The organism is Mesorhizobium sp. M0621 (assembly GCF_040320745.1).
Lineage (GTDB): Bacteria > Pseudomonadota > Alphaproteobacteria > Rhizobiales > Rhizobiaceae > Mesorhizobium.
The window spans coordinates 73,007-95,892 of record NZ_JAMYQF010000007.1 but is presented as its reverse complement, the minus strand read 5'-3'; the positions used below and the strand labels follow the sequence as shown (position 1 = coordinate 95,892).

Below are 22,886 nucleotides of genomic sequence, written 5' to 3'. Positions count from 1 at the left end.
CATGGTTTTCCGACGAAACCTGTTCGCCACAACCAATGCCCGCGTCGTCGGCGCCTTCTGTGTCGCCGCCCTTCTGCACCTTGCCGGTACGGTTCTCATTCCCGGCTACTCGGCGCCGTTTGCGATACGTGCCATGCTGGTGCTCGCGTCGCTGCTTGCCGTCGCCTCGATCGGGCAGACACTGGTGGTCATCATGGGCGGCATCGACCTGTCGATCCCCTTCGTCATCGGCTTTGCCAATGTCGTGGCGGCGCAGCTCTACGGCGATGGCTGGAATTTTGTCGTGGTTTGCGGCCTCGTCGGAGTGCTGGCGATCGTCATTGGCGGGCTGAACGGACTGATCTCGCGCAGTCTCGACATCCAGCCGCTCATCGTCACGCTCGGCATCGGCATGGTTGTGCAAGGGCTGGTGTTGTTGTGGACGGCCGGATTCCCGTCAGGCTCCGCGCCGCAAGCGGTTTCCAGCTTCGTGTCGATTGGCGGATCGGCCGGACCGCTGTCGGTGCCGTGGCTGGTGCCGAGCCTGGTCGTTCTGGCGGCGCTCGTCGTGCTGGTGCTGGAGCGGACGCCCTATGGGCGGCGGCTCTATGCGCTCGGCAGCAATCCAGGTGCGGCACCGCTGGCGCTGATCGATCCGGTGCGCATGTGGGTGATCACCTATGCGGCAAGCGCCTTCTTCGCCGCCGTGGCGGGCGTGCTGCTGCTCGGCTTCACCGGCTCGGCCTATGGCGATGTCGGCCAGCCCTATCTGTTCCAGACCATCGCAGCGGTGGTCGTCGGGGGCGCCGCATTGGTCGGCGGCCGCGGGAGCTATCTCGGCACGATCGCCGGCGTGTTGGTGCTGACCGAAATCAACACGCTGCTGATCGGCCTCGGCTTCCAGCCTTCGGCGGTGCAGGCAGCACTTGGCCTCATCATCGTGCTGTTAGTCTCCCTCTATGGCCGCGAGCGGCACGTCTCGACGACGATCTGAGGAGACTTGTAGCAGAATCCGGTTATTCGAGCCGCCACAGCTTGCGGGCATTCGCGGACAGCAGCCTGTCGCGTTCATCGACGCTGCAACCGGCAAGCAGCGCATGGGTCGCCGCCACCCAGGTCGACAGGCCGCCGCCAAGCGTGCAGACCGGCCAGTCGCTGCCCCAGACGACACGGTCCCAACCGAACGCACCGATTGTGTGCTCGACGTAGGGGCGTAGTGTCTCGACCGTCCAGCTGCCGGGATCGGCATAGGCGACGACGCCGGAAATCTTGGCCATGACATTCGGGCGCCGCGCGATCTCACTCATATGTTCACGCCATGGATGCTCGGCTCCGCCCTTGATATCGGGCACGCCGCAATGGTCAAGGACAAACGTCACATCGGGCGCCAGGTCGGCCAACGCGATTGCTTTTGGGATCTGGTGCGGCAGCACGACGAGATCGAAGGTCAGGCCGGTGCCGCCGAGCCGCTTGATGTTGCTCCGAAACAGCGCGCCCTCCGAAAGCTCGTCGGGCATCACATGCAGCACGCGGCGGAAGCCCTTGACGAAAGGGGTTCCCCGTTGGCGCTCGAGATAGGCTGGAAAATCCGCCTCTTCGGGCCGGCAGGATGCGATCACTCCGGCCAGCATGCTGCCGGGTAGTCGCGACAGCCTTTCGACACGAGCGGTCTCGGCCTCGATATCGGCCGCATCGACATCGACCTCCATATGCAGCACCCGCTCGACGCCGACGCGATGAGCCTCCGTGGCATATTCCTCGTAGGAGAAATCGCGATTGAGCGCCGGCTCTCCGGCAAGCCAGGGATAGCGCAGGGCCGAGCGATCGATAAGATGCAGATGGGTGTCGATGATCATGGCGTGCTTCCTCCTCGTGGCTGTTTCAGATCATCTCACGGAGGAATTCTTCATTCAAATAAGAATTCACGCCGATGAGCCGACCGCTGATCCGGCGAGGTGCGATAGCTTTTCACACGTTGCCAGCAACAGTTCGATCGTCCTAGTGATGTCGGGCGCGGAAGGCGCGTTGACTACGGTGATGTAGGGAATCGACAGCGCGGCGATCGCCTTGCCATCGGAACTGCGTACCGGAGCGGACAGGTTGAAGACGCCGGCGGTCTGCATCGAAGCCATCATCTCGTATCCGCGGTCGCGGATCTGGTCGAGACGGGTGAAGAACTCGGCCGATTGCGCTGTCTTGTCGGTGCTGCGGACGTGTTCCGATATCATCATCTGCCGCTCTTCCGGTGAACGGAAGGCCAGCAAGACATGCCCCGACCCCGTGTCGAACAGGCTGATGTGGGAACCGACCCGGATCGAAATCCCCCAGTAGTTCGGCGCCTCCTGCTGACCGATGACGACGGCAGAACCGCGATCAAAAACAACGAGTTGGTTAGCCTGCTGCGAAGTCTCGGCCAGTTCGCGCATCAGCGGCGTCGCATAGGAGACCAGCCGCCGGACGGGAGCGTGCAATTGCGCCAGACCGAACAGCTTGAGCGTCAGCGAATAGCGGTCGCCGTCGAGGCGCGTGACGTAGCCGCGCCGCACCAGCCGGTCGAGCATGCGATAGAATTCATTGGGACTGCGGTCGAGTTTCTTGGCGATTTCGGCCTGCGTCAGGCCACCGTCGACGCCCGCCAGCAGTTCGAGGATGTCGAGCCCCTTGTCGAGCGCCGGCGCGCGATAGCGCTCGTCTTCGCTGTCGTCCATGGCTCATCCCTCCAGTGAATTTCACCCTTCATATACGCAGGAACGTGCTCGTCGGAAACAAATTTCGCCTTGACGTATCTGTGAATGTTTTGTTTGTATATGAATGTAGCACTTCTTGTCATCAGATGAGTTGCGGTCGCCGCGGAGGCGGCACCAAGGGAGGATACCAATGAACAGACTGCTTTCCGGTGTGTGCGCCGGTGCATTATTGCTTGCGTCAGGCGCAGGCATCGCCCTTGCCGGCGACCTGCCCGGCAAGTTCGATGGCGTGACCGTCGACGTGAAGCTGATCGGTGGCCAGCAATATGAAAAGCTCTACGAGCGCATTCCCGAATGGGAGAAGGCGACCGGCGCCAAGGTCAACATCCTGACCAAGAAGAACGGCTTCGACATCGACAAGGAACTCAAGTCCGACATCGCTTCGGGCAGCACCAACTGGTGCGTCGGCTGGAACCATTCGTCGTTCGCGCCGCAATATACGAGCCTGTACACAGACCTTAGCAAATTGCTGCCCAAGGCAGAGATCGACGCCTTCGTGCCTTCGACAATCACGTCGGCGACCATCGACGGCAAGCTGGAGATGCTGCCGCGCGCGCAGTTCGACGTTTCGGCGCTCTACTACCAGAAGAGCCTCTACGAGAACGCCGACAACAAGACCAAGTTCAAGGCGAAATACGGCTATGACCTGGTGCCGCCGGACACCTGGAAGGAAGTCACCGACCAGGCCGAATTCTTCGCCAACCCGCCCAATTTCTACGGCACCCAGTTCGCCGGCAAGGAAGAGGCGATCAACGGCCGCTTCTATGAGATGGTCGTCGCCGAGGGCGGCGAGTACCTCGACAAGGACGGCAAGCCGGTCTTCAACTCCGAGGCCGGCATCCGGGCGCTCGACTGGTTTGTCAACCTCTACAAGGCGAAGGCGGTGCCGGCAGGAACCACCAACTACCTGTGGGACGATCTCGGCCAGGGTTTTGCTTCGGGCACCGTCGCCATCAATCTCGACTGGCCGGGCTGGGCCGGCTTCTTCAATGATCCGAAATCGTCGAAGGTCGCCGGCAATGTCGGCGTCAAGGTCGCGCCGAAGGGGTCTTCCGGCAAGCGCACCGGCTGGTCCGGGTTCCATGGCTTCTCGGTGACCGAGAACTGCCCGAACAAGGAGGCCGCGGCCTCGCTGGTGTGGTGGCTGACCAACGAGGACAGCCAGAAGCTGGAAGCGGCGGCAGGTCCGCTGCCGACCCGCACGGCCGTGTGGGACTGGGACCTGAAGCAGGCCGAAAACGATCCTTACAAGAAGGAGGTTCTCACCGCCTTCCAGGAAGAGGCCAAGCACGCTTTTGCCGTGCCGCAGACGCCTGAATGGATCGAGATTTCGAACGCCGTCTATCCCGAACTGCAGGCGGCGATCCTCGGCGACAAGACGTCCAAGCAGGCACTGGATGAAGCCGCCGCCAAGGCGACGCAAATCCTCCAGGACGCCGGCAAGCTCTAGTAGCGGTTCCCAGGGCTGCCTCCCCCATTAGAAAATGGGGGAGGCGATCGCGTTTCGCTGCACGCCAGCGGTTTACGCTGATCCTTCGCCCCCGGGCCCGCGCAGCGCCGTCCAATGCAAACACCTCAAGGATTCTGATGAAGGGCTTCAAGCCATCCGCGCCATTCCTGCTGCTGCTTCCGGCCATGATCGTGCTGGCGGCGGTTGTCGTCGTGCCGCTGCTGTTGTCGCTCTACTCCAGCTTCACGCCGTTCCGCCTGACGCGGCCCGAGACATTCTACGTCTTCATCGGCTTCAGGAACTATCTTTCGATCCTGTCCAACGCCGATTTCTGGTGGGCCTTCGGCCGCACGGTGCTGCTGCTGACCATCGCGCTCAATCTCGAAATGCTGCTCGGCCTCGGCCTCGCCATGCTGGTCGAGAAGGCAACGCGCGGCCAACGCATCCTGCGCACGCTGATGATGTTCCCGATGATGTTTTCGCCGATCCTCGTCGGCTTCCAGTTCAAGTTCATGTTCAACGACAATATCGGTCTGGTGAACAATGCCCTGCAGTCGCTCGGCATCACGCAGGACGCAATACCATGGCTGATCGAAGGCCATCTCGCCTTCATCGCCATTTCGATCGCCGAAATCTGGTCGTCGACGGCGATCTTCGCCATCCTGATCCTCGCCGGACTGCTCGCCATGCCCAAGGAGCCGATCGAGGCGGCGCGGGTCGACGGCTGCACGCCATGGCAGACTTTCCGCTATGTGACGTGGCCGTTCGTCATGCCGTTCGCCTACATCGCCATGACCATCCGCTCGCTCGACGTCGCGCGCGCCTATGACATCGTCAAAATCATGACCGATGGCGGACCGGCGGGCCGCACCGAGCTGTTGTGGACACTGGTGGCACGCACCGCCTACAGCGACGGGCGCATGGGCATGGCCAACGCCATGGCCTATTTCTCGATCCTGCTGTCGATTGCCTTCACCGTCTATTTCTTCAACAAGCTCGCCGCGGCGCGCACGCAAATCGGTGCTGAGTGGTGAAGATGGACGAGAACTCTTCCGCCCGCCTCAAGCGCCGGCTGCTGGGCGTCGTCTATCGCATCGGCCTGTTCCTGGCGATGCTGACCATCTGCCTGCCGGGCCTATGGATCGTCCTCTCGTCGCTGCGGCCGGCGGTCGAGATCATGGCCAAGCCGCCGGTGTGGATTCCGCAGGAGATTTCGGTCGACGCCTATGTCGCGATGTTCTCAGGCATCGGCAAGGGCGGCATTCCTGTCATCGAATATTTCCGCAACTCGCTGATCATCTCGGTGACCTCGACGGTCATTGCAGTGGCCATCGGCATGGCCGGCGGCTATGCCTTCGCGCGCTACCGCTTCCGCGGCAAGTCCAGCGTCTTCCTCGGCCTGATGCTGACCCGCACCGTGCCGGGCATCGCGCTGTCGCTGCCGCTGTTCTTCCTCTATGTGCGGCTCGGCATCATCGACACCCATTTCGGGCTGATCCTTGCCTATGTCGCGCTCAACGTGCCGTTCACGATCTGGCTAATCGACGGCTTCTTCCGCCAGGTGCCCAAGGACCTCGCGGAGGCAGCACAGATCGATGGCTGCACGCGCTGGCAGGCCTTCTGGCAGGTCGAGTTCCCGCTCGCAGGGCCAGGCATTGCATCCGCCGCCATCTTTGCCTTCCTGACCTGCTGGAACGAATTCGCGCTGGCCTCGCAGCTGACCCGCTCGGTCAGCGCCAAGACACTGCCGGTCGGCCTGCTCGACTACACGGCCGAGTTCACCATCGACTGGCGCGGCATGTGCGCGCTCGCCGTGGTGATGATCATTCCGGCGCTCACCCTCACCTACATCGTCCAGAAACACCTTGTCGGCGGCCTGACCTCCGGCGCGGTGAAAGGCTGATCCAATGGCAACCGTTACCCTCACGAAGCTCACCAAGCGCTACGGCAATATCGGGATCGTACATGGCATCGATCTCGAGATCGCCGACCGCGAATTCATCGCGCTGGTCGGCCCCTCCGGCTGCGGCAAGTCGACGACGCTGCGCATGATCGCCGGACTGGAAGAGATCAGCGCCGGCTCGATCGAGATCGGCGGGCGCATCGTCAACGACCTGCCGCCACGCTCGCGCAACATCTCGATGGTGTTCCAGTCCTATGCGCTCTACCCGCATATGACGGTGCGTGAGAATCTCGGCTTCTCCCTGAAGATCGCCGGTGCTGCCAAGGAAGACATGGACCGCCGCGTCGCCGAGGCCTCGGCCATCCTCGGCCTCGACGCGTTGCTCGATCGTCGCCCCTCGCAACTCTCCGGCGGCCAGCGCCAGCGCGTCGCCATGGGCCGCGCCATCGTGCGCGACCCCGATGTCTTCCTGTTCGACGAGCCGCTTTCCAACCTCGACGCCAAGCTGCGCACGCAGATGCGCACCGAGATCAAGAAGCTGCACGCCAAGGTGCAATCGACGGTGATCTATGTCACCCATGACCAGGTCGAGGCGATGACGCTTGCCGATCGTATCGTCATCATGCGCGACGGCCATATCGAACAGGTCGGCACGCCCGACGAGGTCTTCCGGCGGCCGGCGACACGCTTCGTCGCCGGCTTCATCGGCTCGCCGCCGATGAACCTGCATGAAGCCACGATCGATGACGGCCAGATGGTTTTCGCCAGCGGCGAAAAGCTGCCGCTGCCCGGCCAGTTCAAGGCCAATGTCGCGACCGGCGACAAGGTCGTGTTCGGGCTGCGGCCGGACGACATCTATCCGACCGGGCATGGTATCAGCTCCGGCGGTGCGGCCGATGTCCACCAGATCGAACTGCCTATCACGGTCACCGAACCGCTCGGCAACGAGACACTGGTGTTCGTCGAATTCAACCGCGAAGACTGGGTTTCGCGGATGCTGAACCCGAGACCACTGCGGCCGGGCGAGCGGGTCGCCATGAGCCTCGACATGTCGCAGGCGCATCTGTTTGCCACTGAGACCGGAAAGACATTGCGGAGCTGATCGGCATGGCCAGAATCGAGAAAGTCGAACTGCGAATGGTGGACCTTGTGCCCAAGGTCAAGCGCACGGACGCGATCCAGAGCTTTGTCAGCCAGGAAACGCCGATCGTCACCATCACCGATTCCGACGGCGCTGTCGGCACCGGCTACAGCTACACGATCGGCACCGGCGGCTCGTCGGTGATGCGGCTTCTCTCCGATCATCTGGCGCCGCGGCTGATCGGCCGCGACCCCGACATGATCGAGGCGATCTGGCACGACCTCGAATTCGCCACGCATGCCACCACGATCGGTGCCATCACCGCAATCGCGATCGCGGCGATCGATACCGCGCTGTGGGACCTGCGGGCAAAAAAGCAGAATCTGCCACTATGGAAACTTGCCGGCGGCGCCAAGGATCGTTGTCCGCTCTACACCACCGAAGGCGGCTGGCTGCACATCGAGACGCAGGCTGTGGTCGATGATGCGCTGGCCGCCAAGGCCAAGGGATTTCGCGGTTCGAAGGTGAAGATCGGCAGGCCGCATGGATCAGAGGATCTTGCCCGCCTGTCGGCGGTGCGCAAGGCGGTCGGCGATGGCTACGAGATCATGACCGATGCCAATCAAGGGTTCTCGGTCGACGAGGCGATCCGGCGCGCCGCGAGATTGCGCGAACTCGACCTCGCCTGGATCGAGGAGCCGCTGCCGGCCGACGACATTGATGGGCATATGCGATTGTCGAACTCGACGCCGACGCCGATTGCCATTGGCGAGTCGCTGTATTCCATCCGCCATTTCCGCGAATACATGCAGAAGGGCGCCTGTTCGATCGTGCAGGTCGATGTCGGCCGCATCGGCGGTATCACGCCCTGGCTCAAGATCGCGCACGCGGCGGAGGCCTTCGACATTCCGGTCTGCCCGCATTTTCTGATGGAACTGCATGTCAGCCTGACCTGCGCTGTTCAGAACGGCCGATATGTCGAGTACATTCCGCAACTCGACCAGTTGACCGGCAAGCATATGCGCATCGAAGATGGCCAGGCGCTGGCACCCGACGAGCCAGGCATCGGCATCGATTGGGACTGGGACGCGGTCAAGGCCATGAGCATCGCCGAATTCACCATGGCGATCACGAAGTAGAGGAACGAACATGCAGCGGATGGGGATGGTTCTGGGGCTAAGGCCTGAAAAGGTCGAGGAGTATGTCCGCCTGCACGCCGCCGTCTGGCCCGACGTGCTGACCATGATCTCGGCCTGCAACATCAAGAACTATTCGATCTACTTGAAGCGGCCGGAGAACCTGCTGTTCAGCACGTTCGAGTACCATGGCACCGACTACGAAGCCGACATGGCCAAGATGGCGGCCGACCCGAAGACACAGGAATGGTGGGCGGTCTGCATGCCATGCCAGGAGCCGCTGGCGACGCGCAAGAACGGCGAATGGTGGGCAGAGATGGACGAGGTCTTCCATTATGACTGAAGGCGGTTTCGACCCTGCCTTGCTCGTTCAGTCCTGGCCCAAACCTTCGACACCCCGGCCGATCGTCACCTTCGGCGCCGGATCGATCGTCGGCGACGCACATTTCCCGGCCTACAGGAAAGCCGGCTTTCCTGTCGCCGGCCTCTACGATCCCGACCACGCCAGGGCTGAAAAGCTGGCCAGCCAATGGGGTGTGACCGCCTTTCGCTCGGCGGAGGAAGCGGCCGCTGTCGAGGGTGCGATCTTCGACCTCGCCACGCCGCCCTCACGTCATGCCGATGTGCTGAAATTCTTGCCCGATGGCGCGGTGGCACTGATCCAGAAGCCGATGGGCAGCAACCTCACTGAAGCAACCGCAATCCTTGAGATCTGCCGCGCCAAAAAGCTCCATGCGGCAGTGAACTTCCAGCTACGCTTCGCGCCCATGATGCTGGCGCTCAAGGACGCCATCGCCAAGGGCTGGCTCGGCGAGGTCGTCGACTTCGACGCCTGGCTGGCGCTGGCGACACCGTGGGAACTTTGGGAATTCCTGCTCAAGGCGCCGCGCGTCGAGATCGCCATGCATTCGATCCACTATCTCGACCTGATCCGGCAGTTGCTCGGCGACCCCAGAGGAGTCCACGCCAAGACACTCGGCCATCCCAACCATAAGGTGGCGCAGACGCGCACCAGCGCTATTCTCGACTATGGCGACACCGTGCGCTGCGCGCTGTCGATCAATCACGACCACAAATTCGGACGCCGGCACCAGGCCTGCGAGTTCCGCATCTGCGGCACCGAGGGCGCTGCCTATCTCAAGCTCGGTCTCAACCTCGATTATCCCACAGGTGAGCCGGATGTGCTGGAGATCTACCCCAAGGGCGGAACGGACTGGATCTCCGTGCCCTTGGCCGGCGAGTGGTTTCCCGATGCCTTCGTCGGTCGCATGGCCAATGTCCAGCGTTTCGCGGCCAGAGAAGATGCTACGCTGATCAGTCCGGTCGAGGATGCCTGGAGCACGATGGCGCTGGTCGAGGCCGCCTATCAGTCGAGTGCGGCACCGGCGACGCCGATCGCGGAAAGACCCTGATGGAACAGATCCAGTATTTCGAGGATTATGAGATCGGCTCGTCGCGCCTCACCAGCGGCCGTACCATCACCGAGACCGATTTCATCGTCCATGCCGGCCACACCGGCGATTTCTTCCCGCATCACATGGATGCCGAGTTCATGAAGACGACGCCGTTCGGCCAGCGCATTGCGCATGGCACGCTGGTGTTTTCCGTCGGCATCGGCCTGACGGCAACCATCGTCAACCCGGTCGCCTTTTCCTATGGCTATGACCGGCTGCGCTTCATCAAGCCGGTGTTTATCGGCGACACGATCCGCACGCGCACCACCATCGCGGCCAAGGAAGACGATCCCAAGCGGCCAGGTTCAGGACGAGTGATCGAACGCTGCGAAGTGATCAACCAACGCGGCGAAGTCGTGCTGGCCGCCGACCACATCTACATCGTCGAACGCAGGCCCGCGCAGGGCTGAGACTCGCCACTGTCTATGAGACGGTGGCCCAACCGGCATGAGAATCCGAGCCACGCCTCAACCTAGGATTTTCGCGACAGGCCATCTTCCCTGATTGCGCTGACCAGCGTCTCGCTTCCTTCGCGAAGATGCTGCCTCAGGATGACTATGGCCTTGTCGCTATTGCGCCGCCGGCAGGCAGCCAGCAGGTCGCGGTGCTCCGTCTGCGAGCGGTTGCGATAGTCCAGGTTCGACAAAAGGATGCGGACGTAACGATCGGCCGCATTGTGGTGCGCCTCGATCAGGCCGAGCAATCGATTGTTGCCGCAGGCGTCGTAGAGAGCCAGATGAAAGCCCCTGTTCAGCGCGCCCCATCGGCCGACATTGCGCTCCGCGTCGATCTGGTCGAGCACCTGTTCCGCCTCATCGAGCTTCACGCCGGATAGGCTGGGTACTGAGAGCCGGAGCGCCTCGCTTTCGAGCAGTTCGCGCAGCGCGTAGATTTCGCTGATCTCGGCGCTGTCCATCCGGGCAACCTGCGCGCCCTTTGTCGGGTGGATGGAAACAATGCCCTCGGCCTCCAGCTGGCGAAGGGCATCACGAATGGGCATCCGGCTGAAGCCGAACTGCTCGGCCAGTTCGTCCTGGCGCAGCGGAGTGCCCGCCTTTATGGTTCCATTGGCAATGGTCTCGCGCAGGACATTCGCGATCTGCTCGGCCACGGTCCGCGGCCCCTGTATCAAGCTTTCCGCAAATCCTCGCAACCGATGCTCCCGTTTCACACAGCAGCGAGCCTAACGGAAAACCCGCGTTGTGGATATAAGTATGCCCGTATACTCATCGCTTTCGCCCGAATGCCGGAAAGGCGCTCGGTGTGGCAAGAGCAGCCGGTCTCCCACTACAGGCACAGTCCGATGCCTGTGATGTGAAGCGATTGTCCGAAGTACGGCCAAGCCGGATCGCCCAGCCTTCAGCCAGTCTGCGGCAGATCAAGCGCGGAGCGCACCCGGCCGACACCACGCTTGTAGAGCATCGCGCCTTGAGCAGGGGCGAGCAGATCGTCATGCGGCGTGAAGTCCACGATGCGCTTGTTGAAGGCGATCTCCCCGCACCCGGGAGCCAGGCAGTCGAGTTTTCCTTTCGGACATGAACTGAACTTGCAGAGCCGGCCCAGGTAATTGTCGCTGCCGGGTTCGATCAGAAAAACATCCAACTGGTGATCGGCAACGCTGATCCCTGTTCCCTTCTCAAAGGCTTCGCGCAGGGCAAGCGCCGCGGCGCGGCGCAGTTCGCCGAGGCGTTCCTGCGAGTCGAGCCAGAGTGCCAGATCGAGATCGCTGCATTCATGCCAGACCTCGATCCGTTCGCGCCGGAATTCGCTGAAGCGCGGCACCTCTTTCCAAAGCGGCTTCGCGACGGAGCCGATAACGGCCACCGCCCCCACCTCGCGGAAGCGCGTCCACGCATCGGTGACGACATCAGCCGCCGCGCGGAACTGCCGCTGGCGTTCCAGCATGTAGCGATTTTGCTCGTCAATCGCCGCGCGCCGCATGTCAGGCCAATAATTTCATGAAATTGCGCTTGCGGCCGAAGCGGTCCTTCACATCCGCCAGATACGCGGCATGTTCGGATGCCATGCGCAGGCCGGCCATACGGCCGATCAAGGCTGCCGCTTCCGCATAGGCATCGTTGCCACCAAACTGGGCCAGCTGGTTGACGCGTTCCGCGTAGATCTCCAGGGCCTCACGCGGATGCGTGACTTCGCTGGCCTGCGCGAGCTTTTCCTTCAGCCCCTCGGAAGCGCCATGTGCGCGGGTGTTCACCCACGCCAAATCAAACTGCTTCTCCTCAATCAGGATGCTGATAAGCAGATCGGCCGGATAATGCCAAGCGGACGGCTTCTCGCGCGCCAGTCTGGATTGGAGACGCTCGATCGCGCGATCGCGCGCCTCCTTGCCACCCGACTTGCACAGCCGTTGATACAGGTTCAGGCTCGGCGCCTTCTCGAATGCGCGCCACAGATGCGCTTCAGCGTCTGCATCGCGACCGGCTGCGGTCAGCAGGTCGACTGCAAAGAAAACGAGCTGCTCGTCAGGTCGGTCATCCTCGAACATCCACAGGCCATCCTCGGCCCAGCGCAAAGCCTCTTCCGCACGACCTTGCGAGAGGCAGAATTTGGCGATTTGCAGATAGGTTTGCTGTGAGGACAGATGCTTGGCGCGAAGCGCGATGCGCGCCTCCACGTCGCCATCGCGTTCGGCAAAGAAGTCGAGGATTTCCTGGAGCCTGAAATGGTCCCCGGACAGTATGTGACCCGCCCGGTTCCTGCTGGCGGTCGCGGGCAACTCATCCCAGGCCTCGGTGGCAAGGCGACGGTATTCAGCCAATCCTTCCTCGCCGAGGATGTCGCCATAGCGCCCGGCCGCGCCAGCAAAGGTGTCGTAGTCACCGTTCATCTCGCGTGCGAAAAGGTCACGCGCCAGGGACAAGGGTTCGCAAGGCGCCTCCAAGGCAGCGTTGCAGTGAATTTCGCATGCCCGGTCGAGAAGTGGGGCGCAATGGCCATCGGAATCGTCCATGCCCTCGATAGCAGCCTCGATCCGATCGATGGCTCGCATAGCGAGCCGCATGACGATGGCCGCATGCTTGCTCGAGACCGAGGCGATCACATCGAGCGCCTCGTCCACGCCTTGGGCCCAGTTGGACGCCTCGCGGTAGTCTATGAAGCCATTCGTGGCGGTTGCGCCGTCGACCATCTCGCCGAGACGCGCCTCGAGAGTCCTCTCGTCACCATGTGTAGCGAGCGCGGCCATTTCGAGCTTACGCAACAGGATCGGGTCGCGCTCGGCAAAATCCATGATCATCTCGACGAGCGTCGCGATGTCCTTGCTCTCCAGATGTTGGCGAATGCCCGCGAAGACGTCGAGGCTTTCCGCTTCAGCGTCGCTGACTACCGCATTTGCCGCCAGCGCTGTTGCCACCAAATGCTTGCAATGACCCCAATCCGCGAAGGCGCGGCAGGAACACGTGCCGTCGACCGACTCTGCACGCCCCATCAGCTCAACGCGATAGTCCTCCGTGCCGGCAACCTGCGCCAGCACGCGCTTCGACCCGACGGTCAGCAGTCGCACCAGCCCGTCACGCCAGTAGGCCTCGCCGCGCGAGTACACCTTGCTGCCGACAAGGTCGCGCAGGGCATCGACATCGAAACGGGGTCGACTGTTCTTGCGGTTCATAGTGGCGGCTGGAGCCTCGAGTCAGCCGAGATGAGACGCAGGGCCTCGTCCAGCGTAACGGTCGCGTGCAGCCGCCACCATGCTCCGGTGTGCCTGTGCCACATGAGGTCGAACCGGGTCTCGGCGAGATGCTCCTCCACATGGTCGAGCCGGGCGAAGGGAGCGTTGAATTCTTCACCGTCATCCGAACGGTAGCGCGCGGAGAAACCGTATTTGCTTCCTCGCCACTTGCCGAAAATGTCTAGCGGATGGTCGAGCCGATTCAGCCGGCCGTGGATGAACCGTGGCTTCAGAACATCGGCGATGAAACGCTCGCAACCGGCGGCGATGGCCAGCTTCTCGTCGGCCGAAAGTTTCTTGACCCACACCATCGCGTTCCCGCTATCGCCGCCAAGAGCGCTGTGGTGCTGCCCTCAGCCATACGGCTATCGCCGTTTATGATAATCGACCGATCCGGTGAGGCAATCCTTTTGAGGCAAGATGCCTCCGAATTTGCGGGAACTGCCCGATGGTCTCTTCGCATTGGGCGGCTGCGGATCTTTCAGCCAACTCCTCTCACGCCAGCCATTCTCTCACCGCCGGGCGAGCGAGAACCGCGCGCATCCGCTCTTCGGCGTCGGCAACAGCCAGCGCCATCGGCGCGCGGGTCGGGCCGCAATCGACGCCGATGACGCGGAAGGCCGCTTTCATGCCCGGCAGGACGCCGGTTTCCAGCAGCACCTCGACGAAGTCCTGCGACACCATCTGCAGCATTTTCGCCCGTGCCAGATCGCCGGCGCGGATCGCCTGGTCGATCGCCACGTACAGTCTGCCGAGCAGATTGTACGTGGTGCCGATGCCGCCATCGGTGCCGAGCATGCCGGCGGCGGCATAGATCTCGTCGAAGCCGTAGTAGAACAGTTTTTGCGGCTGCCGCTTGCGCAGCAATGAATATTTGAACAGGTCGGTGGAGGTGAATTTGATGCCGACGACATTGCCGAGATCGAGCAGCCGGACCAGGAGGTTGAGCGGCAATGGCCGGCCGGTGCGCAGGGGGATTTCGTAGACGATCAGCGGGAGATCCGTCGCCGCCGCCAGCGCCTGGTAGTAGCCAAAGACCTCTTCATCGGAGAATGGATAGGAATGCGGTGGCAGAGCCGACAGCGCGTGATAGCCGAGCTTTTGCGCCTGCCGTGCCAGGCGGATGGAATCGCGCAGGTTCGGCATGCCGACATGGGCGATCAGCCTGGTGCCGGTGCTTGCAGCACTGGCGAACACCACCTCTTGCTGAACCAGCAATTCGTCCACCGTCAGCAGGCCGGATTCGCCGCTGCTGCCGCCGACATAGAGCCCGGCCAGGCCTTGGCGCAGGACATAGTCGTTGATGTTGCGCTGGCGCTGTGGATCGAACTCGCCGGCATCGCTCAGTCCGGTCATCAGGGCGGCATACATGCCCGCCAATTCCTTGGTCATCTTTGGGATCCTCAGTAGATTCAGAGATTTCATTGGGTTCCATCTCGACAGATCGGGATGGAGGTTTTTGTTTGACGATGATCTTTTCCGAAAACCGGATTCCACTTTTCGGGATCATGGTCCATCGCCGGCATGGTGGCAGGCGACAAGATGCTGGCCAGAGATGAGCGAGCCGAAATCGCGCACCTCCGGCGTTACCCGCGTGCAAATGTCGCTCGCCATCGGACAGCGCGGGTGAAAATGGCAACCGGGCGGCGGCTTCGATGGATCGGGCACCGCACCGCCCAGCACGATGCGCCGGTGTGTTCCGCCGGCCTTGGGGTCCGGCACCGGGATCGCCGACAGCAGCGCGCGTGTATAGGAATGCAGCGGGCTGCCGAACACCCCTGCTGTGGTGCCGATCTCGACGATCCGGCCCAGATACATCACCGCAACGCGGTCGCTGAGATAGCGGATCATCGACAAATCATGGCCGATGAACAGATAAGTCAGCCCGAGGCGCGCCTTGAGGTCGTCCAACAGATTGACGATCTGCGCCTGGATGGAGACGTCGAGCGCCGAGATCGGCTCGTCGGCAATAATGAATTTTGGATTGGCCGCCAGAGCGCGGGCAATGCCGACACGCTGGCGCTGGCCACCGGAGAGCTCGAACGGGTAGCGATCGCGCAGCGCTTCCCGCAGGCCGACCAGCGCCAGCAATTCACTGACGCGGGTGTCGCGCGTCGCGCGGGTGCCGATCTTCTGGGCGCGCAGCCCCTCGCCGATGATGCGCCCGACGGTCATGCGCGGATTGAGCGAGCCGAACGGGTTCTGGAAAACCATCTGCATGTCGCGGCGGCGCTGCTTGAGCTGCTCGCCTGTCGCGCCTGCATAGTCCCTGCCCTCGAAGACGACACTGCCGGCGCTAGGACGCTCCAGGCCAAGCACGGCACGGCCGGTCGTCGACTTGCCGCAGCCGCTTTCACCGACCAGCGCCAGTGTCTCGCCGCGCAGCACCTCGAAGCTGACGCCATCGACCGCATGCACCGCGCCGACCTGCCGCCTGAGTACGCCGCGCCGGATAGGGAAATGCACCTTGAGATCGGAGACGACAAGCAGTGGTTCCTGCTTGGGCGCTGCCGGAGCCGCGCCAGATGCGGCCGTCGGCGCACGTGGCAATCGCTCTACCTGTCGCCAGCGCCAGCATGCGGTGGTGTGGCCGGCGCCGACCATTTCCAGTGGCGGTTTCTGCTCGCGGCAGCGCGCCTCGGCATAATCGCAGCGCGGCGCGAAGGCGCAGAAGGTGGGCGGCAGGGTGACGTTGGGCGGCGCGCCCTTGATCGGCACCAGCCTTGTGTTTGCCGCCGTCAGCGATGGAATCGAGTTCAACAGGCCGATCGTGTAGGGATGCGTCGTCGCCGAAAACAGTTCATCGACCGGCGCGCATTCGACGATCGAGCCCGCATACATCACCGCGACGCGGTCGACGAAACCGGCGACCAGGCTGAGATCATGGCTGATCCAGATGATCGCCATGCCGAGCTGTTTTTGCAGGCGGGCGACCAGCTCGACGATCTGCGCCTGGATGGTGACGTCGAGGGCCGTCGTCGGCTCGTCGGCGATCAGGATCGACGGCTTGCAGACCAGCGCCATGGCGATGCCGATGCGCTGCAATTGCCCGCCGGAGAACTGATGTGGAAAGGCACGCATGCGCTGGGGCGCGTTGGCGATGCCGACCAGCGCTAGCATGTCGAGCGCCTGGCGCTCGGCCTGCGGCTGACTCAGGCCCTGGTGCTCTCGCAGCGCCTCGGTCAGCTGCAGGCCGATGGTCAGCACCGGGTTCAGCGACGACATCGGATCCTGGAAGATCATGGCGATGTCGCGGCCGCGGATCTGGCGCAATTCACTGTCTGATATGGCCAGGAGATCGCGGCCTCGAAACAACGCACGGCCGGAGGTGACCCGGCCGGGAGGCTTGCGGATCAGCCCCATCAACGTCTGCACGGTGACCGACTTGCCGGAGCCGCTTTCGCCGACGATGGCCAGCGACTCGCCTTCGGCAAGATCGAAGGAGACGTCGTTGACGGCATAGACGGAGCTGCCTTTGGGGCCGAATTCGACGCTTAGCTCTTGCACGGAAAGCACAGCTTGCTGCCCGATCCCCTTTGCTGCCCTGCCAACGGCAAGTGTGTCGGTGCCTGTCATTTGGCGCCCCCACCCATGATGTGCTGCGGGTCGAGCGCGTCACGCAGGCCGTCGCCGACGAAGTTGATGCTGAGCACGGCCATCGCGATCATCGCGCCGGGCGGGATCCACATCCAGGGCTGGCTTTCCAGGATCGACAGCGTACGGGCATCACGCAGCATGTTGCCCCAACTGGCCGCTGGCGCCTGCGCACCGAGGCCGAGGAAGGACAGCGAGGCCTCGAGCAGGATGACGGTGGCGACGTCGAGCGTGATCGCCACCAGGATCGGGCTCAGCACGTTGGGCAATATGTGTTCGAGGATGATGACCGACGGCGAGGCGCCGAGCGAGCGCGCGGCGAGGACGAATTCCTGGTTGCGCAGCGTCAGTATCTCGCCGCGCGTCAGCCGGGCGATGGACGGCCAGCTGAGCAGGCCGATAACCACCATGGTGTTGAAGATGCTGGGGCCAATCACGGCGACGAAAGCGATGATGATGACTAGGCGCGGAAAGGTCAGCACCATGTCGATTAGGCCCATCAGCAAGAGATCGACCTTGCCGCCGAAATAGCCGGCAACGCAGCCGATGAAGATGCCTATTGCCGCCGAGATCGCGACGGCGACGAAGCCGACCGTCAGCGAGATGCGGCCTCCATAGAGTATGCGGGCAAAGATGTCGCGGCCGGTGCCGTCGGTACCGAGCCAATGCATGCCGCCGGGCGGCTGGTTGCGGCCGCGCAGGTCGATGTCGTTAGGGCCATAATGCGCGATCAGCGGCGCCAGCACGCAAGCGAGCACGATGACGGCGAGCATGATCAGGCCAAGCGTCGCCAGACGGTGGTTGAGGGAGCGGCGCGCCGCCTCTCCCCACAGGCCGCGCGAGGCGCCGGCGGCAATCGTCATGTCGGCGGCGGTGACGTCAGTCATAGCTCACCCTGGGGTCGAGCACGCTGTAGACAAGGTCGGTCGCAAGGTTAGCCAGCATGACGATGATGGCGGTGATCAGCACATAGCCCATGATCACAGGGCTATCCCTGTTGACCACCGCGTCGATGAACATCAGGCCGATGCCCGGCCACTGGAAGATCGTCTCGATCACCACCGAGCCGCCGAACAGCGTCGGCAAAGTGAGGCCGAAGACGGTGACCAGCGGGATCAACGCGTTGCGCAGGCCGTGGCGCAGCGTGATCGTGCTTGGCCGCAGGCCCTTGGCCTTGGCGGTGCGCATATAGTCCTGGTTCAGCACTTCGAGCATGCCGGCGCGGGCATAGCGCATGAAGATCGCGGCGCGGAACAAAGCGAGCGCGGCGGCCGGCAGGATCAGATGCCTGAGATTGTCGACGAGCGAGAAGCTGTCGCCTGCCGTCGAAATGCCCGACGACGGCAGCCAGCGCAATTCCAGCGCAAAGACATAGACGAGCAGCAACCCCATGAAGAAATCCGGGATCGATACGCCGACGAAGCCGCCCAGCGTCAGCGAATAGTCGGTCAACTTGTATTGCCTGAGCGCCGAGATCACCCCCAGCGTGGTGCCGATCATAAAGGCGACGAGCAATGCCACGCCCATCAGTTCCAGCGTCATCGGCAGGCGCTCGGCGATGATCTCGCCGACGCTGCGGCCATTGACGAAGGAGCGGCCGAGATTGCCGTGCAGGATCTGGCCGATCCAGTTGAGGTATTGGACGTAGAGCGGCTGGTCGAGGCCGAGCTCGCCGCGCCGCATCGCGATCAGCGCCTCGCTCGACGGCGCCTCCGCCGTGATCATCGCCAGCACGGCATCGCCCGGCATGGCGTGCGCAATGGCGAAGACGATGACAGTGACGCCGAACAGCACCGGGATGCTGAGCAGCAGCTTGCGCAAGAGATAGCTGAGCACCGGCTTCTCCTATCGCTGAAGGCGGCTGTTGAGGCGGTGGGTCACGAGGTTTCCAGAGCCTCATGACAAACCGATGAGGATGTCTACGCAGCGGCCTATTTGGCCACTTCCGACTTCTCGACTTCGTTGTAGACCGGGTGGTTGAAGATCACGAGCGGCTGCTCCTTGAAGTGCTGCGCCAAACCGACGATGCGGTTGTTGAAAGCCAGCGGCCGCACCTCGTTCCATAGCCAGGCCTTGGGCAGCTCCTGGTTGAGGATGCGTGAGGCTTCTTGGTAACTTTCGGCACGCACGGCTCGGTCGGCCGATTCCAGCCCCTTGTTGAACAGTCCATCGACCTTGGGATTGCAATAGCCCATGCTGAGTGGCTTTGCGCCGCAGACGACGACCGGCGAGCCGAGCGAGGGATCGAGCCCCATGCCATTGGCGAAAAAGCCCATCTGGAAGCTGCCGTCGGCATAGGTCTGGTTGATTGCCGCCGGATCGAGCAGGCGCGGCTGGATGTTGACGCCGACGGCGGCCAGATAGCTCTGGATGGCGGTGACGGTGTCGACATTCATCTGGTCGGAATAGTAGTAGATGAAATCGACCGGCTGGCTGCCGTCCCAGCCCGCTTCGGTGAGCAATTGCTTGGCCTTGTCGGGATTGTAGTCGTAGGGCTCGAGGTCCTTGGCGCGCGCCCAGTCTTGCGGAAAGAGTGTGTTCGACAGTTCGCCGGCGCCCTGCTTGACCGTATCGATGATGGCTTTGCGGTCGATGGCGTAGAGCATCGCCTGGCGCACCCGCGCGTCGGCAAAGCGCTTGTTCTCCAGGTTGAACTGCAGATAGGTCGGCAGGCCGGCGGAGAATTTCGGCAGCACCGTCAGATAGTCGAGCTTTTGCAGCCGGGCGAGTTCGGAGATCGGCACGCCGCCGCCCTCATAAGACATGGCGTCGACCTCCTGCGTCTCGAGTGCGGCGATGATCGGCGGCACGTCCTTGTAGATCTGGTAGATGATGCGCTCGAGTTTCGGCGCGCCCAGGAAATAGTCGGGGTTGCGGTCGACCTCGACATACTGGTCGCTCTCGTATTTCTTCCAGATGAACGGTCCAGTGCCGACGCGGTTGATCCAGAAGGCGTTGCCCTTGACGTCCTGCGGCGCGACCTTGCCCAGTATGTGTTCCGGGAAGATGCTGATGGCGATAAGCTGCAACTCCACCCAAAGCGGCTTGGCGCTGTCGAGTTCGACCTGGACGGTCGTGTCGTCAAGCGCCTTGACCCCGGCAAGCGAGGAGGCCGAGCCATCTTGGAACGCCTTGTACCCGGCCACGGCCGAGAGTTTCTGCGCCCATGGCGAGTTGACTTTCGGGTTGGCGTAGAGGTTGAGGCTGAACACCACGTCCTTGGCGGTGAAGGGCGTTCCGTCATGCCATTTGACGGCGTGGCGCAGGCTGAAGACATAGGTCTTGCCGCCATCCGGCGTCTTCCAGCTTTCGGCCAGCATCGGCTGCACGCCATCGCCCGTCCATTTGATGTGGACCAGTCCCTGCAGCACGGTCTCGTCGAGGCGGTGGCCGCAGGTGGTATGCAGCGTTCCCATCTCGATACAGCCGGTGCGCATGGCGGAACGGAACGTGCCGCCGCCCTCGGCTTTGGCGATCACTGCGGCAAACATCAGCGCCAGCGCCGGTACAAGAGTCATCAGCAATCGTCTCATGGAATTCTCCTCCCATTGCTTTCCGCCGGCCGAAATCGGGGCGATGCCCCTGCTCCAGGCCTGCTCCCGCGTCAGACCCTCGCCTGTCGCGCCGACCGCCGCGCCATTGGCCGGCGGCCGCCTCCTCCAACCCTTCGGTTCCGCAAGTCCTCGCTTGCGGCGACTGGTCTAATAGCTTAAAAGGTAGACCATGCACAATATGCCGGTTCGAAAAAAATTGTCCGATGAAGTCCGCCTCCGCCTGGAGGAGATGATCCGCGACGAGGTCTATCCGGTCGGCGCCTCGCTGCCGTCCGAGCGCGACCTGATGTCGATGTTCGATGTCGGGCGCCCCTCGGTACGCGAGGCGCTGTTTGCGCTGGAGAAAATGGGGTTGGTGCGCATCAACAGCGGCGAGCGGCCGAAGGTGACGCGGCCGACGTCAAAGAACATGCTGGAGCAACTGACGGGCACGGCGCATCTGTTGATGGACCAGCCCGACGGCATCGGCCATTTCGAGCAGCTGCGGCTGTTCCTCGAAGTCTCGATCGCGCGCCATGCCGCCGAGGTGGCAACGCGCGAACAGGCCGAGGCTCTTGCGGCGGCACTTGCCGAGAACGAACGCGCCATCCCGCGCGCCCGCGCCTTCGCTGTCACCGATGTCGCGTTTCACCGGGTGCTGACCGCGATTCCCGGCAACCCGATCTTCCTCGCCGCGCACGAAGCGCTGGTGGAATGGCTAATCAACCAGCGCATCCACATGGCCAACACCGAAGTGGAAAACCGCAGGAGCTTTGCCGGCCATAAAGCCGTGTTCGAGGCCATCGAGCGGCACGACCCGGAAGCGGCCGGGCGGGCAATGCGCGAGCACCTGGAAAACGCCCGCCGCAAGTTCAATTCGGGCCTGGCGAAACCGGACTAGACGAGCCCGTCCTCACGCTCGACCAGTTGCGGCCGTCAGCCGCCGAAGCGCGGCTCCGCGACGCCCTTGATGCCAAGACCGGTGGTGGCGAACAGGCTGCCGCCAACGAGCACCACCAGCAGATGTTTGCGGCGTTGCGCAACCGGGATGCCGAGGCGGTCAGGGCTGCGGTCCGTGCCGATATCGACGCGGCATTCGACGTGCTGGTCGATCTTCTGAAGTAGCTTTCGGCCCCAGGCTCCGACGACCGATCACATCTCTTCAGGACAAATGCGCGGCGGCGTCATTGCGGACGCTTGCCTATTTGGTATGCTGGTATAATGTGTACCTGACATAGCGTGTCTCCGGAGGTAGCGCTGTGCAAGCCAAGCCGATCGTGTTTTTGGGAGGAAATACCATGAGATTTGTAACTGTGGCGGCGCTCGCCAGCGCTGCAATGGTGGGTGTTGCCGTGGTGCCGGCAATGGCATCTGCGGATGCGCCGGTCATCGCGCTCGCCAACGCCTATTACGGGAACACCTGGCGGCACCAGATGGTGGAAGCGTTCGAAGCCTCTGCCAAGGAAGCCAAGGCCGCCGGTCAGATCGCCGACTATATCGTCATGAACGGCGATGGTTCGGTGGCGCAGCAAAACAGCCAGATCGCCGAACTGATCCTGAAGAAGGTCGACGTGCTCGCTGTCGACGCCGCCTCGGAAACAGCGATCAATGGCATCATCGAGAAAGCCTGCAAAGCCGGCATCATCGTCATCTCTTTCGATTCGGTGGCCTCGGCGCCCTGCAACTACCAGCTCAATTTCGACTTCAAGGGCTACAAGGCGACCCAGGCCGAGGCCGTCTTCAAGATGCTCGGCGGCAAGGGCAACATCCTGCAAGTGCGCGGCGTGAAGGGCTCGGCGCCCGACAACGACATGTTCAACGCGCAGCAGTCGGTGCTGGCGAAGTATCCCGACATCAAGGTGGTCGCGACCGTCTATGGCCAAGCGACCGCCTCGGTGGCGCAGGCGGCGATCGCCAATGTGCTGCCTAGCCTGCCGCATGTCGACGCCGTGCTCGGCCAGGGCGGCAGCGACGATGTCGGCATCGCGCAGGCCTTCGTCCAGTATGGTGGCGACTACGCCGGCAAGATGCCGATCATCGAGGGTGGCGGCGGCACTGACTTCGTCAAATGGTGGGCCGAGGAGAATGCCAAGAACGGCTACCAGACGGTGTCCATGAACACCACGCCGGGCATCGGCGGTGCTGCCTTCTGGCTCGGCCTGTCGCTGCTGAAGGGCGCCCAAGCGCCCAAACTGATGATCATGCCGGTGGCAACGGTCGATGCCGGCAATCTCAAGGAATACGCCAAGCTGCCGGGCGGCCAGATCATCAGCCCCAGCTATTCGCTGGACTGGGTCAAGCAGAACCTGCTGAGCAAGTAACGC

At 62.9% G+C, this 22,886-nt stretch carries 23 protein-coding genes; 12 read left to right on the top strand and 11 right to left on the bottom strand.

Annotation, left to right across the window (positions count from 1 at the left end):
• The first annotated feature begins 1 nt into the window (after nt 1).
• Nucleotides 2-973: an ABC transporter permease gene (locus NKI38_RS07325; RefSeq protein WP_352656004.1), complete on the top strand. Its 972-nt coding sequence runs from the start codon at nt 2-4 to the stop codon at nt 971-973.
• A 22-nt stretch (nt 974-995) separates the two neighbouring features.
• Here the strand turns inward: NKI38_RS07325 and NKI38_RS07320 are convergent, their stop codons facing one another.
• Nucleotides 996-1,835 carry an amidohydrolase family protein gene (locus tag NKI38_RS07320; protein ID WP_352656002.1) on the bottom strand — a complete coding sequence of 280 codons (840 nt, stop codon included), beginning with the start codon at nt 1,833-1,835 and terminating at the stop codon, nt 996-998.
• Nucleotides 1,836-1,901: 66 nt separating this feature from the next.
• A complete protein-coding gene (locus NKI38_RS07315; protein ID WP_352630363.1) occupies nt 1,902-2,687 on the bottom strand; it encodes an IclR family transcriptional regulator in 786 nt (261 codons plus the stop codon).
• Between the two features lie 169 nt (nt 2,688-2,856).
• Here NKI38_RS07315 and NKI38_RS07310 point away from each other — a divergent pair, with 169 nt between their 5' ends.
• The 8 genes from NKI38_RS07310 (at nt 2,857) to NKI38_RS07275 (ending at nt 10,160) form a co-directional block, all read left to right on the top strand.
• Nucleotides 2,857-4,176: an ABC transporter substrate-binding protein gene (locus tag NKI38_RS07310; protein ID WP_352656000.1), complete on the top strand. Its 1,320-nt coding sequence runs from the start codon at nt 2,857-2,859 to the stop codon at nt 4,174-4,176.
• Between the two features lie 137 nt (nt 4,177-4,313).
• Nucleotides 4,314-5,210 (top strand): carbohydrate ABC transporter permease, encoded by an 897-nt coding sequence (locus NKI38_RS07305; RefSeq protein WP_352655998.1) that lies wholly within the window; start codon nt 4,314-4,316, stop codon nt 5,208-5,210.
• Between the two features lie 2 nt (nt 5,211-5,212).
• A complete protein-coding gene (locus tag NKI38_RS07300; RefSeq protein WP_352656143.1) occupies nt 5,213-6,079 on the top strand; it encodes a carbohydrate ABC transporter permease in 867 nt (288 codons plus the stop codon).
• A 4-nt stretch (nt 6,080-6,083) separates the two neighbouring features.
• The gene (locus NKI38_RS07295; RefSeq protein WP_352655996.1) at nt 6,084-7,181 is read left to right on the top strand and encodes an ABC transporter ATP-binding protein; all 1,098 of its coding nucleotides are present in this window, start codon (nt 6,084-6,086) and stop codon (nt 7,179-7,181) included.
• Nucleotides 7,182-7,186: 5 nt separating this feature from the next.
• Nucleotides 7,187-8,299, top strand: coding sequence for a mandelate racemase/muconate lactonizing enzyme family protein (locus tag NKI38_RS07290; RefSeq protein WP_352655994.1), 1,113 nt, complete (start codon nt 7,187-7,189; stop codon nt 8,297-8,299).
• 10 nt (nt 8,300-8,309) lie between these two features.
• Entirely contained in the window at nt 8,310-8,639 is a 330-nt protein-coding gene (locus NKI38_RS07285) for an L-rhamnose mutarotase (RefSeq protein WP_352655992.1), read from the top strand.
• Complete coding sequence (locus tag NKI38_RS07280) at nt 8,632-9,708, top strand: Gfo/Idh/MocA family protein (RefSeq protein ID WP_352655991.1); 1,077 nt, start codon at nt 8,632-8,634, stop codon at nt 9,706-9,708. The genes NKI38_RS07285 and NKI38_RS07280 overlap by 8 nt, the downstream gene beginning before the upstream one ends.
• Entirely contained in the window at nt 9,705-10,160 is a 456-nt protein-coding gene (locus NKI38_RS07275) for a MaoC/PaaZ C-terminal domain-containing protein (protein WP_352656141.1), read from the top strand. Before NKI38_RS07280 ends, NKI38_RS07275 begins: the two co-directional genes overlap by 4 nt.
• A gap of 62 nt (nt 10,161-10,222) precedes the next feature.
• Here NKI38_RS07275 and NKI38_RS07270 read toward each other — a convergent pair whose 3' ends face one another.
• The 9 genes from NKI38_RS07270 to NKI38_RS07230 form a co-directional block, all read right to left on the bottom strand.
• A complete protein-coding gene (locus NKI38_RS07270) occupies nt 10,223-10,861 on the bottom strand; it encodes a GntR family transcriptional regulator (protein WP_352655989.1) in 639 nt (212 codons plus the stop codon).
• 248 nt (nt 10,862-11,109) lie between these two features.
• Nucleotides 11,110-11,691 carry a hypothetical protein gene (locus NKI38_RS07265; RefSeq protein ID WP_352655987.1) on the bottom strand — a complete coding sequence of 194 codons (582 nt, stop codon included), beginning with the start codon at nt 11,689-11,691 and terminating at the stop codon, nt 11,110-11,112.
• Between the two features lies 1 nt (nt 11,692).
• Nucleotides 11,693-13,375 carry an SWIM zinc finger family protein gene (locus tag NKI38_RS07260; RefSeq protein WP_352655985.1) on the bottom strand — a complete coding sequence of 561 codons (1,683 nt, stop codon included), beginning with the start codon at nt 13,373-13,375 and terminating at the stop codon, nt 11,693-11,695.
• Nucleotides 13,372-13,746, bottom strand: a complete 375-nt coding sequence (locus NKI38_RS07255) for a DUF3024 domain-containing protein (protein WP_352655983.1) — start codon at nt 13,744-13,746, stop codon at nt 13,372-13,374. The genes NKI38_RS07260 and NKI38_RS07255 overlap by 4 nt, the downstream gene beginning before the upstream one ends.
• A gap of 184 nt (nt 13,747-13,930) precedes the next feature.
• Nucleotides 13,931-14,827 (bottom strand): dihydrodipicolinate synthase family protein, encoded by an 897-nt coding sequence (locus NKI38_RS07250; RefSeq protein WP_352655982.1) that lies wholly within the window; start codon nt 14,825-14,827, stop codon nt 13,931-13,933.
• Nucleotides 14,828-14,941: 114 nt separating this feature from the next.
• Nucleotides 14,942-17,011 (bottom strand): ABC transporter ATP-binding protein, encoded by a 2,070-nt coding sequence (locus NKI38_RS07245; RefSeq protein WP_352655980.1) that lies wholly within the window; start codon nt 17,009-17,011, stop codon nt 14,942-14,944.
• Nucleotides 17,008-17,916, bottom strand: a complete 909-nt coding sequence (gene opp4C / locus NKI38_RS07240; protein ID WP_352655978.1) for an oligopeptide ABC transporter permease — start codon at nt 17,914-17,916, stop codon at nt 17,008-17,010. Before opp4C ends, NKI38_RS07245 begins: the two co-directional genes overlap by 4 nt.
• Nucleotides 17,909-18,865, bottom strand: coding sequence for an ABC transporter permease (locus NKI38_RS07235; RefSeq protein WP_352655976.1), 957 nt, complete (start codon nt 18,863-18,865; stop codon nt 17,909-17,911). Before NKI38_RS07235 ends, opp4C begins: the two co-directional genes overlap by 8 nt.
• A gap of 95 nt (nt 18,866-18,960) precedes the next feature.
• A complete protein-coding gene (locus NKI38_RS07230; RefSeq protein WP_352655974.1) occupies nt 18,961-20,562 on the bottom strand; it encodes an ABC transporter substrate-binding protein in 1,602 nt (533 codons plus the stop codon).
• 190 nt (nt 20,563-20,752) lie between these two features.
• Here NKI38_RS07230 and nanR point away from each other — a divergent pair, with 190 nt between their 5' ends.
• The 3 genes from nanR (at nt 20,753) to NKI38_RS07215 (ending at nt 22,883) form a co-directional block, all read left to right on the top strand.
• Nucleotides 20,753-21,463, top strand: coding sequence for a transcriptional regulator NanR (gene nanR / locus NKI38_RS07225; RefSeq protein ID WP_352655973.1), 711 nt, complete (start codon nt 20,753-20,755; stop codon nt 21,461-21,463).
• A 26-nt stretch (nt 21,464-21,489) separates the two neighbouring features.
• A complete protein-coding gene (locus NKI38_RS07220) occupies nt 21,490-21,687 on the top strand; it encodes an FCD domain-containing protein (RefSeq protein ID WP_352655971.1) in 198 nt (65 codons plus the stop codon).
• Nucleotides 21,688-21,860: 173 nt separating this feature from the next.
• On the top strand, nt 21,861-22,883 hold the full coding sequence (locus NKI38_RS07215; RefSeq protein WP_352655970.1) for an ABC transporter substrate-binding protein: 1,023 nt from the start codon (nt 21,861-21,863) through the stop codon (nt 22,881-22,883).
• Nucleotides 22,884-22,886: the final 3 nt, after the last annotated feature.

Coding starts and splice junctions, on each gene's coding strand:
- NKI38_RS07325 (WP_352656004.1), top strand. CDS start 2: ATGGTTTTCCGACGAAACCTGTTCGCCACAACCAATGCCCGCGTCGTC.
- NKI38_RS07310 (WP_352656000.1), top strand. CDS start 2,857: ATGAACAGACTGCTTTCCGGTGTGTGCGCCGGTGCATTATTGCTTGCG.
- NKI38_RS07300 (WP_352656143.1), top strand. CDS start 5,213: ATGGACGAGAACTCTTCCGCCCGCCTCAAGCGCCGGCTGCTGGGCGTC.
- NKI38_RS07260 (WP_352655985.1), bottom strand. CDS start 13,375: ATGAACCGCAAGAACAGTCGACCCCGTTTCGATGTCGATGCCCTGCGC.
- NKI38_RS07265 (WP_352655987.1), bottom strand. CDS start 11,691: ATGCGGCGCGCGGCGATTGACGAGCAAAATCGCTACATGCTGGAACGC.
- NKI38_RS07295 (WP_352655996.1), top strand. CDS start 6,084: ATGGCAACCGTTACCCTCACGAAGCTCACCAAGCGCTACGGCAATATC.
- opp4C (WP_352655978.1), bottom strand. CDS start 17,916: ATGACTGACGTCACCGCCGCCGACATGACGATTGCCGCCGGCGCCTCG.
- NKI38_RS07230 (WP_352655974.1), bottom strand. CDS start 20,562: ATGAGACGATTGCTGATGACTCTTGTACCGGCGCTGGCGCTGATGTTT.
- nanR (WP_352655973.1), top strand. CDS start 20,753: ATGCACAATATGCCGGTTCGAAAAAAATTGTCCGATGAAGTCCGCCTC.
- NKI38_RS07315 (WP_352630363.1), bottom strand. CDS start 2,687: ATGGACGACAGCGAAGACGAGCGCTATCGCGCGCCGGCGCTCGACAAG.
- NKI38_RS07245 (WP_352655980.1), bottom strand. CDS start 17,011: ATGACAGGCACCGACACACTTGCCGTTGGCAGGGCAGCAAAGGGGATC.
- NKI38_RS07255 (WP_352655983.1), bottom strand. CDS start 13,746: ATGGTGTGGGTCAAGAAACTTTCGGCCGACGAGAAGCTGGCCATCGCC.
- NKI38_RS07250 (WP_352655982.1), bottom strand. CDS start 14,827: ATGACCAAGGAATTGGCGGGCATGTATGCCGCCCTGATGACCGGACTG.
- NKI38_RS07215 (WP_352655970.1), top strand. CDS start 21,861: ATGAGATTTGTAACTGTGGCGGCGCTCGCCAGCGCTGCAATGGTGGGT.
- NKI38_RS07305 (WP_352655998.1), top strand. CDS start 4,314: ATGAAGGGCTTCAAGCCATCCGCGCCATTCCTGCTGCTGCTTCCGGCC.
- NKI38_RS07285 (WP_352655992.1), top strand. CDS start 8,310: ATGCAGCGGATGGGGATGGTTCTGGGGCTAAGGCCTGAAAAGGTCGAG.
- NKI38_RS07280 (WP_352655991.1), top strand. CDS start 8,632: ATGACTGAAGGCGGTTTCGACCCTGCCTTGCTCGTTCAGTCCTGGCCC.
- NKI38_RS07320 (WP_352656002.1), bottom strand. CDS start 1,835: ATGATCATCGACACCCATCTGCATCTTATCGATCGCTCGGCCCTGCGC.
- NKI38_RS07290 (WP_352655994.1), top strand. CDS start 7,187: ATGGCCAGAATCGAGAAAGTCGAACTGCGAATGGTGGACCTTGTGCCC.